This window comes from Clostridium sp. 'White wine YQ' (assembly GCF_028728205.1).
Classification (GTDB): Bacteria; Bacillota; Clostridia; order Clostridiales; family Clostridiaceae; genus Clostridium_T.
This window is the reverse complement of sequence record NZ_JAQYUU010000001.1, coordinates 1,439,818-1,453,929: the sequence shown is the minus strand read 5'-3', so window position 1 is coordinate 1,453,929 and position 14,112 is coordinate 1,439,818. Positions and strand designations below refer to the sequence as shown.

Genomic DNA, 14,112 nt, shown 5'->3' with positions numbered 1-14,112 from the left:
TTTTATTTTGACAGAAAAAGGGAAATAGGTACGTATATAAATGATATAAGGAGGAGAGAAAAAATGGAAGGAACTAAAAAAACTTATAACAGTATAAATATAATGAGATTGATGTGTGCAATCTTAGTTATTACAATCCATACATCAGCACTATATGATTTGGGAAAAATACCAGGAGAGACAGTAAGCTTAGGGATTGCAAGAATAGCAGTACCGTTCTTTTTTATAACTGCAGGATATTTCTTTTATGAAAGATTTAATCAGAAGGGGTATATATTTAAATACTTAAAAAGGATATTTATTTATTACTTAGGATTTTCATTAGCCTACACAATTTTAGCGTTTAGTTATATTAAACAAAGAAATTATAGCTTAGAGTTAATGATAAAAAACTTTTTATTTGATGGATTCAGTCCAAGTTTATGGTATCTACCAGCATTAATTTTATCAATTTCCATAATAGCATTATTCTTAAGAAAAAATTGGGTGAAAGGATTAATGCTCCTTAGTGTAATTGTATATGCAATTGGACTACTCGGAGATACTTATTATGGATTAATTGAAGGAACAGTCCTTCAAAATATTGTTAATGGATATAATAGCATATTTGTACACACAAGAAATGGGGTTTGCTTTGGAATACCATTTTTAACAATAGGTGTACTTATTAATAAATATGACTTAAATGATAAGATAAAAAAATCTACATTATTTATAATACTATTTTCAGTGATTTTTGGAGTTGAGGCATATTTACTAATAGTAAACAATATACCAATTGACCACAATATGTATATTTCATTAGCATTAGTTGTACCATTTATATTTATTGGTTTATTAAATTCAAAGATTAGTATAAGTGAAAGACGGTCAAAACTATTTAGAGATATGAGTTTATGGATATATTGTGTACATGAATTGGTTATGGTAACAATTATGAAGTACGCACCTAAAGTAGCTATGAATTCAGTTATTTTATTCTTAGCAGTAGCAGGAGTAAGTATCACAATTGCATATATAGCAGTTAGAAAAAAATCTCCAGATTATCAAACCTTTAAGAAAAAAGAAGGATTTATAGTAGCATCAATACTAGCTTGTTCCGTACTTATAATAGCTGCAGGCAATTCAAAACTCCCAAGTACACAAGCAACAGCAAGTGGAGGAGCAACAGCAATTTTTGACAAGATAGATGAAAAAGCACCATCCTCAAATATAATTGGACCAATGTGGAAGGTATCAAATGGTGATGAGAAAATTTATCTTTATGGTACCGTTAATATTGGAACTAAGGACATGTACCCATTAAGTCCTAAGGTTGAAGATGCAATAAAACAGTCAGAAGGGTTAGTGGTAGAAGCAAATTCTAATAAAATTGATCCAAGAAAAGTTAATGATATGATTAATTTGAAACAAGGTGATACTTATGAAAAACACGTTTCAAAGGAAGCTATAGACATATATAAAGATAAGGTCAAAGAATTTGAAAAATTATTAAATACAAAAATAGACTATGAAAAATTAAAGCCTATAAAACCTAACTATCTAGCTATGAACTGTATTGACACATATATACAGACTTATAAGGATAATGTAAGATACTATCCAAACCTATACATTTTATATAGAGCTAATAAGGATAAATTACCTATAATTGAAATTACTGACCCATATACAAGTATTCAAGATTCTATTGATGCTCCAGATGAAGTTGCTGATGCATCATTAAAACTTTTAAAATATTACAACGAAAACAATATGTCAAAAAATTTAGATATATTAAATGCATGGAAAACTGGTAATCTAGAAGAAATAAATAATAAGTTAAATGATGTGTATATTGTTCCAGATGAGGAAAAGGAAAATTTTAAAAAATTAAATAGCATAGTAACTCAGTATGATGATACTTGTACTTCAAAAATTAAAAAAGAATACACTGAGAAGATAGACGGATATATTAAGGATAAAAAGAACTATTTTGTAGAGGTTTCAGTCCAGTATTTAAGCGGAGAAGATGGAATACTTAAGGAATTACAAGATAAAGGGTATACTATAGAACAAGTAAAATAAAAATTTATGAGCTTCCAATAGAGAATAGGTAAAACTATTTTCTATTGGATTTATTATTTATAAAGAAATAAAAATGCATAGTGTTTAATAGTAAAATATTTCAAATGCAAGATAATAAGCGAATACAAAAGAAAAGTAAAGTGAAGATAATAACAGAAAAAGAGGTATAAATAATCTCATTTTCAAGTATTTGGGTTATTTTCCTAAATTGACAAAAAAATAGCACGAGATTAGTATTAATGTATTATGGGGGGAGATTATATGGAAACAACTAAAAAAACTTATGATAGTATAAATATAATGAGACTTATTTGTGCAATTTTGGTTATTACAATTCATACTTCAGCGCTATTTTCTTTAGGAGAGGTTCCAGGCGCTACATTAAGTCTTGTAATAGCAAGAATAGCAGTACCATTCTTTTTTATAACAGTTGGGTATTTCTTTTATGAAAAATATAGTCAAAAAGGGTATTTACTAAAGTATTTAAAGAGAATATTAATATATTATTTAGGGTTTTCTTTAGCATATGGAGTGATACTATTTAATTTTATAAAACAAAGAAATAATAGCTTAGAGTTAATAGTTAAAAACATTCTATTCAATGGAATTAGTCCAAGCTTATGGTATTTACCAGCATTAATTTTATCTATAGGAGTTGTAGCAATATTCTTAAGAAAAAATTGGGTAAAGAGTTTGATAATATTAAGTGTAGTCGTGTATGCAATAGGACTACTTGGAGATACTTATTATGGATTAATTTTAAAATCACCAATTGAAAAGCTAGTAATTGCATATAATAGTATTTTTGTAAAAACAAGAAATGGTTTATGTTTTGGGGTACCGTTTATAACTTTAGGAGTTATAATAAATAAATACAAATTAAATGAAAGAATTAAGAAAGCTGTAATATTTATATTAGCATCCTCAGTTATATTTGGAGTAGAGGCATATTTACTTATAACTAATAATATTCCAGTTGATAATAATATGTATGTCTCATTAGTAATACTAGTGCCATTTATTTTTATTGGATTATTAAATTCAAAATTAAGTATAAGCGAAAGAAAATCAAAATTATTTAGAGATATGAGCTTATGGGTATATTGTATTCATGAATTACTTATGGGTATTATAGCTACCTTGTTTCCTAAGGTTGCAGGGAATACGATCATATACTTTATCGTTGTTGCAGGAATGGCCGTGACAATCTCATATTTTGTAGTAAGAAAGAAATCTCCTGACTATCAAATATATAAGAAAAAAGAAGCATTTGTAGTTTTTACTGTATTAGCTTGTTCTATTATTTTGATAGCTGCAAATTCAAGTCGTCCAAGTTCACAAGGTACGGTAGGAAATATCGCAGCCTTTGAACAAATTGATGATAAAGCTACATCCTCAAATATTATTGGACCAATGTGGAAGATATCAAAAGGTGATGAGAAAGTATATGTATATGGAACACTTGGATATGGAACTAAAGATATGTATCCATTAAGTCCTAAAGTTGAGGATGCATTAAAGCAGTCAGATGGTGTAGTAGTTGAAGCTAATACAAGTAACTTAGATGTAAATAAACTAGCTAAATATGTATATTTAGAGCAAGGAGATACAATTTATAAGCATGTTTCAAAGGAAGCAGTAGATATATATAAAGATAAAACGGCTGATTTTGAAAAGAAAACAAATCATAAGCAAGATTTTAATAATCTAGAAAAAGTAAAACCTGAGTTCTTAGCTGAAAATTGTATTTCTTCTTATATAGCTCTTAGTAAAGAACAGGTATTCTTTTCTTCAAGTGACTATATTATTTATAGAGCAAATAAAAGTAAAATATCAATAATAGAGCTAACTGATATGCCTAAACTTCTTGAAGCGCAAACAAATGTTCCTGATGAGGTTTCAGATGCATCATTAAAACTATTGAAATATTTTGATGAAAAAAATGTAGAAAAGATTTCAGCTGTAATAGATGCATGGAAAACAGGCAATATGGATGAAATAATGAAAAAGGAAAATGACATATTTATAGTGCCTAATGGAGAGGTAGAAAACTATAAAAAGTTAAGTGAAATCGTAAATAGGTATCAAGAATTAGCAAATTCAAAAGTTGGGAAAGAATACGCAGAGAAAATAGATGGATTTTTAAAAGATAATAAAAATTATTTTGTCGCAGTTTCTTTCGTATATTTAAATGGAGAGAATGGAATGTTAAAGCAATTGCAAGATAAAGGTTATACTATAGAACAAGTAAAATAAAGAAATGTTTGAGCACAAGATTATAATAAAAATAATCTTGTGCTTTTTATATAGATTAAAATATTATTTTATAAAATATTTGTTAGCTTTTGAACATATGCTTTATAGAGAAATATTGGAGATGAGGTAGATGAGAGCATATTATTTATTTAGATCAAAACCTACATATATTATTTTAATAGTACTAACTATATTATTTAGTTATCTTTCACTAAGCGGTATATCTAAACTTCCAAGAACACAAAATATAATTGAATTTATAAAATATTATATTAATTATCCACTATTGTATTTAAAAGATACTATTCTTGTTTTAATTGCATTTGCATCTGCTTGCTTTTTAGGTGTTATGACAATAATTCATGCCCTAGAGCTAGAAGAAATACCTTTGGCATTTAGAATTTTGATAGGTATAGTAGGATTGTCAATAATATGGATTGGGTTTTACTTTTTTAGTTATTTTATTTTTTTAATTATTGCTATTATATTAATAATTGCTTTGATAGCCGCCATTGTTGGAATTATAGCTATGATTCTTATGGGAAGTAGGGGAACGAGCATTTATAGGAGATATTAAAATGAACTATGGGTATTGAACAAAAGTATCCATAGTTTTCTACTTTCTATAATTAGTATCCTTTAGGAAATTATAGGGGAAAAAGGTAACTACTATTAAATTAATATTTGGGATGGTAAACTTGAAATATAGGGTTTTTATAGGAAAGCTATTTTATTCTTACAGAATAAGTTATTAATTGAACTTAAAACCCTATTATAATAGAAAATGAAGGGAAGTTTGTTTATGAATGATGTAGTTAAACTATTAAAATCACATAAATCTGTTAGAAAATTTAAAGCAATTTCAGTAGAAGAAGATAAAATAAAAGAAATAATTGAGTGCGCCCAAAGTGCCTCAACTTCAAGTTATATTCAAGCTTACACTATTATAAGAATAAATAATATGGAGAAAAGGAGGAGTATAGCAAGTCTTTCAGGTAACCAAAAATATATTGAGGAATGTCCTTTATTTCTTATTTTCTGCGCCGATTTAAATCGCCTTAAAACTGCTTGTGAAATGAATAATAAAATTTTTGTGGAAGGGTATACGGAGACTTTTATATTATCAACAGTAGATGCCACTCTTGCAGCACAAAACGCTTTAATAGCAGCAGAATCAATGGGATTAGGAGGAGTTTATATTGGAGGAATTAGAAATAATCCTGACAAGATAAGTGAATTACTTAAGTTGCCAACTAATGTATATCCAGTGTTTGGTATGTGTCTAGGATATCCAGATGAGGAAACAGAAAATAAGTTAAGATTGCCTATGGAAATTGTGCTTATGACAGATGAGTATACTTCTGATGATGTTGCTCAAAATTTAAAGGAATATGATGAGCAAATCAAAAATTACTATATTAAAAGAACAAATGGTAAGCGTTCTGATACCTGGACTAATCAAGTAGGAAGATTAATGAGTAATCCCCAAAGACCTCATATGAAGGGATTTTTGAAAAAACAAGGCTTTGAAATGAAATAGTTTATAAGGGGGAAAAGAAAGTAATGAATGAAGTAATAGAAAATATTTTAAGTAGAAGAAGTATCAGAAAATATTTGAACGAGCAGATTACAGATGAAGATTTAAGTACCATTTTAGAAGTTGCGAAACATGCCCCAAGTGGAGGGAATTCTCAGACTTGGCATTTTACTGTGCTTCAAAATAAAGAAAAGCTTAGGGATTTAAATAAATATGTAAGAGCAGCCTTTGAAAAATTAGAAGTTGATGAAAATACATATAAAAGTATACGCTCAGGCAAAGTCGCGGCAAAAAACGAGGCATACAGATTTTATTATAATGCACCTACATTAATTATTGTCTCAAATGAACGGGATTATGGAAATGCTATGGCAGACAGTGCATGTGCAATTGAAAATATGCTATTAGCTTCTAATGCGCTAAATTTAGGATCATGCTACGTAAATCAATTAACTTGGTTCGGGGATGATAAAGATCTAAGAAAATTATTGATTGAGCTTGGAGTTCCTGAAAACCATAAAGTATGTGGAGCCATAATTGTGGGCTATAGAGATGGCGGTATGCCGACAGCTGCAAATCGAAGAGAAAATGCTGTAACAATTGTAAGGTAACAGTGAGGAGGAGAATATGAAGATTGGAATCATAGGATTAGGAGATATTGCAAAAAAAGGATATCTGCCTGTACTTTCTGAAAAAGAGAATATTGAATTAGTACTATGTACTAGAAACAAAGATACCCTTAGTAATTTGTCAAAAAAATATAGAATAAGTGAATGCGCTAGTAATGTAGAAGAATTGATAAAGAAGGGTGTAGAAGGGGTATTTGTCAGCACGGCTACTGAAGCACATTTTGAAATTGCAAAGAAGCTACTACAAAATGGGATACACGTATATATAGATAAGCCAATTTCACTAAATTTTAATGAAACTCAAGAACTAGTTAAAATTGCGGAAGAAAGCAAAAAGATTGCAATGGTTGGATTTAATAGAAGATTTGCGCCAATGATTAAAGAATTAAAAGAACATGGAAAAGCAGATATTATAATAATTCAGAAAAATAGATTTAAACAACCTGATTACACAAGAAGATTTATAGTTGAGGATTTTATACATGTAGTTGATACACTAAGATTTTTAATGGATGAAGAGATAAAGGATATAAATGTTCGATATTTAAGAAAAGGAGATTTGCTTCATAATGTAATTATTGAACTAATAGGAGAAAGCTGTACAGCAATTGGAATAATGAATAGGAATAACGGGGTTACTGAAGAGGTAATAGAATATATGACCGAAGGTGATAAATATATCGTTGATAACATAATTGAAACAATACATTTTCATGATAAAGAAAAAGAAGTATTAAAATTCGGTGATTGGGAACCTACATTGTTTAAGAGAGGTTTTTATCAAATAGTAGATCACTTTATAGATTGTATTGAAAAAAATATGATTCCAAACCCATCTATTTCAGATTCCTTAAGAACTCATGAAATATGTGAAAAGATAGTAATGAAAATTAACTAAAATAAAGCAGCCTCCGTTGGAGACTGCTTTGTTTATGTATTAAAATACAATTTAGCTACTTTGTTCTTCTGTCTTAGTATTCTTATATTTCATGTGTAATAGTTTATGAGCAAGACCCTTTCCAGGTTCACCCATGTAAGACTTATACATGTTTAATAATGCAACATTTTCGTGTGATTTTCTCTTTTTAAGATTTTTATCTTGGTTATATAATACAGAAGCTCTAACAGTCTTTATATCAACTGTATTTCTTAAAGCTGAACTTACGTGAGGTTGTCCACCACCGTTTACGCAACCGCCTTCACATGCCATAACTTCAATAAAGTGATATTGTTTGTTATAAAGCTTGTCTGAATTCATAAATTCAAATAGATTAGCAGAACCATTGATAACTGCTATGTTATAGTTGTTTCCACCAATTTCAACAGTTGCTTCTTTTATTCCTTTAAGTCCTCTTACTTGTTCGTATTCAATATCAGCTAAATCTTTATTTTCAATAAAATCTTTTGCTGTTCTAAGAGCGGCTTCCATAACTCCACCAGTTGCTCCAAATATAACTCCAGCTCCAGTATATTCACCCATTGCTGGATCAGCTTGGCTATCTTCAAGTTTAGCAAAATCAATCTTTAATTCTTTAATCATTTTGCCAAGTTCTCTTGTAGTTAATACAGCATCAATGTCTCTTAAGCCGTTAGTTTCCATTTCTGGTCTGTCTGCTTCATATTTTTTAGCAGTACATGGCATAATTGTTACAGTAAAGATATTCTTCGGATCTATATCAACTGTTGTAGGATAGTATGTTTTACTTGCTGTTCCAAATATTTGTTGTGGAGACTTAGCTGATGAAAGATTTTCTAACATGTCAGGGAAATAATTTTCAACTTGTCTAACCCAACCTGGACAACATGAAGTAAACATTGGGAATGGTCCACCTTGTTTAATTCTTTGTGCAAGTTCAGTAGCTTCTTCCATTATTGTCATATCTGCGCCAAAGTTAATATCAAATATTTTATCAAAACCTAATTGTCTTAATGCAGTGTATAGTTTTCCTGTTACATCCACACCGAATCCCATGTTGAATAATTCACCCATAGCAGTTCTTACAGATGGAGCCATAGCAACTATAACATGCTTGTTTGGATCTTCAAGGGCTTCCTTAACTCTTTCAATGTGGCTTTTTTCAGATAAAGCATCAACTGGACAAGCTATAACACATTGTCCACATAATAAACAATCTGTATTATCAAAGCATTGATCATTTTCAGTTCCAATTACTTTTTTACCGTCTTTTTCGATGAATTTTATTGTGCAAGTGCTTGTCTTATTTTCACATGCTCCAACACATCTACCGCAAAGAACACATTTTGTTCTATCAATAACAAGTGATTTACTTCTATCATCAACATATTCAGACTTATCAGCAACTACGAAAGGTTTTGAAGCTCTTGCTTTATGTTTTATTACAAGTTTTAAGAACTCACAATTTTCTCTTCTTTTACATGGACCACATTTAAATTCATGACTATCTAACATAGTTGATAATCTTTCTTTAATATGGTTCTCAATTTTTTCTGAAGAAGTAGTTATAACCATACCATCTTCAGCCATAGTATTACATGATGTTGCAAGGTCATCTCTTCCTTCGATATCAACTACACATACACCACAAGTTCCAACGTCGTTACAATCTTTTAAAAAGCATAGTGTTGAGATATCTATTCCATTTTTCTTAGCTAAGTTTAAAATAGTAATGTCTTCATTAGTTTCTATCTTTGTTCCGTTGATAAGTATATTTTTCATATTCGCACCTCAATTGTAAAATCATTTTTTCCATAATCATCTAAAAATCAGCTTAGATGAAGAGTTGTGAATTTTTTAACCAATTCATTCTACCAAATATATAGAGGCACTACAAGTAAGTAATTATTAATACTTCAAAATATTTACTATTATACCGTTTACATTTATTCAAAATTAATTAATATATTTTGGAAATAAAAAAAGATATAACCTACTTAGTAACTATACTTAGTAGTCAATCAGATTAATTATTAAAATAAGCAAATATTATTAGCCCAATTTTAATATAAATAATTGAAGTACTTTTTAGGATGTGTTTTATGGAATCAGAAGAAAAATTTTATACAGTAAGAGGATATCAATTGTTAAACGAAAACAAAGAAATGATAACTCCAGCAATGGAGGATTATTTGGAGATGATCTATAGACATGGAGCTAAAGAAGGGTACATACGTATTAATATATTAGCAAAGCTTTTAAATGTAAAACCTTCTTCTGTAACAAAAATGATTCAAAAGCTTTCATTATTAGATATGGTTGATTATAAGAAATATGGAGTAGTAATATTAACTGAAAAAGGTAAAGAATTGGGTGCTTTTTTACTAAATAGACATAATATTATTGAAATCTTTTTAAATAATATGCAGGTAGATTCTTCACTTCAAGATGTTGAATTAATTGAGCATGATATAAATAAAAACATCTTAGAGAGTCTAGACCTATTAAATGAATTTTTTAAGGAATTTCCTAAGATAAAAGATGAGTTTTGTATATTTAAAGAAAAATATAAAAAAGTTTGACGAGGGTAACATTTTTAAATATCCTTTCATAGTTTATATTAACTGAAAAATTAGCCAAGGCTAAAACTTAATTGAGGAAAAACAATATAAACTAAAGGAAGTGCTAAAGATGGAAGTAAATACAGGAACAGCAGAAATAGGTAGAGTAGCCTATAAAAAAATCGGATTGATTCAGAAACTAAGAGGATTTTTAAAATATATTGGTCCAGCTTTTATTGTAAGTGTTGCGTATATTGATCCTGGTAATTTTGCGACAAATATAAGTGGGGGCTCTAAATTTAAGTATGAACTGATTTGGGTAATCTTATGTAGTAACCTTATGGCAATTTTTTTACAGACACTTTCTGCAAAACTAGGTATAGCAACAGGTTGCAGTTTGCCTGAGATGTGCAGCAAGGTATTCTCAAAAAAAGCAAATTGGACATTTTGGGTTATTGCAGAAATTGGAGCTATGGCAACAGATTTAGCTGAATTTTTGGGAGGAACCTTGGGATTACACCTACTTTTTAATATTCCTATGATATATGCTGCTTTTATAACTGGTATTTTTACATTTTTAATTGTATATATGGAGAAGTATGGTCAAAAAATTGTGGAAATTATTATTGCTACATTTGTAGCAGTAATAGGAGTTTCATATATATTTGAATTGTTTTTAGCTAAACCACAGTGGGGGCAAGTAGCAGTACATTCTGTAATGCCACAAATCTCAAGTGGAGATGCATTACTTATTGCAGTTGGAATGCTTGGAGCTACAGTTATGCCACATGTTATATATCTTCATTCACATCTAGTTCAGCATAGAAGAAAAGATTTTTCAGAGCAGGATAAAAAGCTACATCTAAAGATGGAAAAACTAGATATTGTATTAGCCATGAATATTGCATTTATAGTAAATGCAGCTATGGTTATAGTTTCAGCAGCTGTATTTTTTAATAATGGTATAGTAGTAGATACAATAGAACAAGCGCAAAATTCACTAAAGCCACTCCTTGGAGAATTATCAAGTGGAGCGTTTGGAATAGCACTAATCGCAGCAGGATTTTCTTCTTCTGCAGTTGGGACAATGGCAGGGCAGACTATTATGAAAGGTTTTGTAAATTTAAGTATACCAGTAAACTTAAGAAGAATAATAACAATGGCTCCAGCAATTATAATTATAGCACTAGGAGTTAATCCTATGAATGCACTTATTATAAGTCAAGTAGCATTGAGTTTTATATTACCATTTCCAATATTACAATTGCTTAAGATTACGAACAGACAAGATTTAATGGGGAGTTTAGTTAATAAAAAATCAGTTAAGAATATTGGAATGATTATTGCAGGGATTATTATAAGTTTGAATATAGTTCTTTTGTATTTAACAATATTTAAATAAAAAAATCAGAGGGTACACCTCTGATTTTTATTGCTTAATTGCTTCTTGTAATGTATGCCAAGCTAAAACAGCACATTTAACTCTTGCAGGCATATTTTGAATATTTTGAAATGCCAAGGCATCTTCTAATTCCATTAACTCATCTTCATTATTTATTTCACGTTTAATCATTCCAATAAATTTTTCAACTAACGCTAAAGCTTCTTCTTTGCTTTTACCTTTTAGTAAGTCAATCATTATTGAAGCAGAGGCTTGAGAAATCGCGCAGCCTGTTCCTGTAAAAGCAAGATCTTCAATAATATCTCCATTATATTTTACAGCTAAAGTGATTTCATCACCACAAGAAGGGTTGTGACCTTTTTCAGTGACATCTGGATTTAATAATTCTCTTTTATTTCGTTTAGAATTATTATGCTCCATAATAAGTTCAGTATAAAGTTTATTCATGTCCATACCCAAATAACCTCCTAGCATATTCGAGTGCCTCTATTAGTTTATCAATGTCAGCTTTTTCATTATATATAGATAAACTTATTCTAATTGTAGAATTAATACCTAAAAATCTTAGTAAGGGCTGAGCACAATGATTACCAGCTCTTACAGCAATGCCTTTAGAATCTAATATTGTAGCAATATCATGAGGATGTATACCATCAACTAGAAATGAAATTACAGCTATCTTCTTAGAAGCTTCTTTTGGTCCAATTATTTTAATATAAGGTAAGGCACTTAAGCGTTCTTGAGCATATTCTGTAAGCTCCTTGTCAGTTTCTTCTATATAATCATAGCCTAAATCCTCAACAAATTCTAAAGCTTTTGTTAAACCTAGAACTCCTTCTACATGTTGAGTTCCTGCTTCAAATTTATGAGGAACCTCATCAAAAGTAGTTTCTTGTTCATATACATACTCAACCATATCACCACCATACATGAATGGCGGCATTTCCTCAAGTAATTTTTTATCTGCACATAGGACACCTATACCCATTGGTGCAAATATCTTATGTGGCGAAAAGGAATAAAAATCAGGAGTTGATTTTGATAAATCTGTTCTAATATGGGGAAGTCCTTGAGCTCCATCTACCATTACTTTAGCATTTAATTCATGTGCTCTTTTTATAACCTTATCAACTGGATTAACAGTCCCTAGAACATTTGAAACTTGACCGATTGCTACGATTTTTGTTTTTTCAGTTAATTTATTTTTAATTTCTTCATCTGTAATTTCATAATCTTCATTTATATAAAGGTAATTTAGCTTAGCTTTTTTAACTTTTGCAACTTGTTGCCATGGTATTAGATTTGAGTGATGCTCAGTGATTGCAATAAGAACTTCATCACCTTCATTTACAAAGTTTAATCCATATGAGTAAGCAACAAGATTTATAGCTTCTGTGTTGTTTTTAGTAAAAATAACTTCATGAGAGGAAGGAAGGTTTAAAAATTTTTTGATTTTTTCTCTTCCTTCTTCATAAATCCTTGTGGATTCTATAGATATAGAGTAGGCTCCTCGATGAGGATTTGCATTTGCATTATTATAATATTCAGTTAGTGAATTAATAACACTATAGGGCTTTTGAGAAGTTGCAGCGGAATCAAGATATACTAAATTTTTATTGTTACTAAGTAATGGGAATTGAGTTTTTATGTTGCTATGCATTTTTTAACTTCCTTTCAATAGTAGAAATAATATCATCTCTAAAGTCCGCTGGTAACTTATTAATAAGTGGAGTAAAGTGAGCTAAAATAAGTAGCTTTCTACTTTCTTCAACTGATAAACCTCTACTCATTAAATAGAATAAAGTGCTCTCATCAATTTTTCCTGCTGAAGCAGCATGTTCCCCTTGTATATCATCTTCTCTAGATAGAAGTAGAGGAATCGAACTGTTCTTCACGTTAGGAGAAAGTAGCATAACATACTCCTCTTCCTTACCAACTGATTTTGATGAGCCTTTTCTAAAATCTAAAGTTCCTCTGAATATTTTTTTGCTTTTACCAAGTAAGGCACCTTTTGCATTAATTTCACTTTTAGTTTCCTTTCCCTTATGTATTATAGAGTAATTAACATCTATAATTTTTTCATCTTCTCCAAGGTAAAGAGAATCTAAATTTGATGTACCTTCATTTTCATTTAAGAAGGAATTGTAACTTGAAATTGAGTACTTACTCCCTAAATCTATAGAACTATAGTTAACTTCAGCATTTTCTCTAATTAATGAAAGTGCTGAGTTTAAGTTGATGCTGTTTTTATTAAGTTTTTGAATAACAAATACATTGATTTTTGAGTTTTTATTTGCAATTATTTTTATAAGTCCATTATGATAACCTAAAGATTCATCTAGGGAAGAGTAATTCAAAACTACTGTTGCTTCAGAATTCTCATCAGCTATTATTAAGTTGTTATCTATAATTGATTTATCACTATTATCAAATTCAAAGTTAATTATTATTGGTTCTGTAGTAGATTTTTTAATATTTAAGAAAAAACCTAAATTATAATTTTCATTTATTTCTTTAATTACTTCATTTGAGATACCAAAAGTTTCATTCTTCAGTTCTAAAAGCTCTGGTGTTTTTTTATGAGAGTAGATTAAATCATAGTTATTATTTTCTATATCACTATAATTTTTACTAAGCTTAAGAACTTCTGGAATTTCAATATCTTTTAGTGACAAGTTATTTATTCCAAGCCAACGAAACGTCTTTACTGGTATTTCATTTAAATTTTTTAATATTACTGACAT

Annotated in this window: 12 protein-coding genes; 8 read left to right on the top strand and 4 right to left on the bottom strand. The window is 29.4% G+C overall.

Annotation, left to right across the window (positions count from 1 at the left end):
- Positions 1-63: 63 nt before the first annotated feature.
- The 6 genes from PTZ02_RS07310 to PTZ02_RS07285 all read left to right on the top strand — a co-directional run bounded on the left by PTZ02_RS07310 (position 64) and on the right by PTZ02_RS07285 (position 7,387).
- Complete coding sequence (locus PTZ02_RS07310; protein WP_274227135.1) at positions 64-2,067, top strand: acyltransferase family protein; 2,004 nt, start codon at positions 64-66, stop codon at positions 2,065-2,067.
- A gap of 261 nt (positions 2,068-2,328) precedes the next feature.
- Positions 2,329-4,323 (top strand): TraB/GumN family protein, encoded by a 1,995-nt coding sequence (locus PTZ02_RS07305; protein WP_274227134.1) that lies wholly within the window; start codon positions 2,329-2,331, stop codon positions 4,321-4,323.
- A 130-nt stretch (positions 4,324-4,453) separates the two neighbouring features.
- Positions 4,454-4,900, top strand: a complete 447-nt coding sequence (locus PTZ02_RS07300; RefSeq protein ID WP_274227133.1) for a hypothetical protein — start codon at positions 4,454-4,456, stop codon at positions 4,898-4,900.
- Between the two features lie 225 nt (positions 4,901-5,125).
- A complete protein-coding gene (nfsA, locus tag PTZ02_RS07295; RefSeq protein WP_274227132.1) occupies positions 5,126-5,863 on the top strand; it encodes an oxygen-insensitive NADPH nitroreductase in 738 nt (245 codons plus the stop codon).
- A 23-nt stretch (positions 5,864-5,886) separates the two neighbouring features.
- A complete protein-coding gene (locus tag PTZ02_RS07290) occupies positions 5,887-6,471 on the top strand; it encodes a nitroreductase family protein (protein WP_274227131.1) in 585 nt (194 codons plus the stop codon).
- A gap of 16 nt (positions 6,472-6,487) precedes the next feature.
- Entirely contained in the window at positions 6,488-7,387 is a 900-nt protein-coding gene (locus PTZ02_RS07285) for a Gfo/Idh/MocA family protein (protein WP_274227130.1), read from the top strand.
- 51 nt (positions 7,388-7,438) lie between these two features.
- Here PTZ02_RS07285 and PTZ02_RS07280 read toward each other — a convergent pair whose 3' ends face one another.
- Positions 7,439-9,187, bottom strand: a complete 1,749-nt coding sequence (locus PTZ02_RS07280) for a ferredoxin hydrogenase (RefSeq protein ID WP_274227129.1) — start codon at positions 9,185-9,187, stop codon at positions 7,439-7,441.
- A 320-nt stretch (positions 9,188-9,507) separates the two neighbouring features.
- On the opposite strand from PTZ02_RS07280, the gene PTZ02_RS07275 reads away from it, so the two are divergent.
- The gene (locus PTZ02_RS07275) at positions 9,508-9,987 is read left to right on the top strand and encodes a metal-dependent transcriptional regulator (protein WP_274227128.1); all 480 of its coding nucleotides are present in this window, start codon (positions 9,508-9,510) and stop codon (positions 9,985-9,987) included.
- A 109-nt stretch (positions 9,988-10,096) separates the two neighbouring features.
- Positions 10,097-11,368, top strand: coding sequence for an Nramp family divalent metal transporter (locus PTZ02_RS07270; protein ID WP_274227127.1), 1,272 nt, complete (start codon positions 10,097-10,099; stop codon positions 11,366-11,368).
- Between the two features lie 27 nt (positions 11,369-11,395).
- Here the strand turns inward: PTZ02_RS07270 and sufU are convergent, their stop codons facing one another.
- From sufU to PTZ02_RS07255, 3 genes are read right to left on the bottom strand one after another with little or no spacing between them, the layout of a single operon-like run.
- A complete protein-coding gene (gene sufU, locus PTZ02_RS07265; RefSeq protein ID WP_274227126.1) occupies positions 11,396-11,821 on the bottom strand; it encodes a Fe-S cluster assembly sulfur transfer protein SufU in 426 nt (141 codons plus the stop codon).
- Positions 11,808-13,028 (bottom strand): SufS family cysteine desulfurase, encoded by a 1,221-nt coding sequence (locus PTZ02_RS07260; RefSeq protein WP_274227125.1) that lies wholly within the window; start codon positions 13,026-13,028, stop codon positions 11,808-11,810. The genes sufU and PTZ02_RS07260 overlap by 14 nt, the downstream gene beginning before the upstream one ends.
- Positions 13,021-14,112 carry a SufB/SufD family protein gene (locus PTZ02_RS07255; protein ID WP_274227124.1) on the bottom strand — a complete coding sequence of 364 codons (1,092 nt, stop codon included), beginning with the start codon at positions 14,110-14,112 and terminating at the stop codon, positions 13,021-13,023. The genes PTZ02_RS07260 and PTZ02_RS07255 overlap by 8 nt, the downstream gene beginning before the upstream one ends.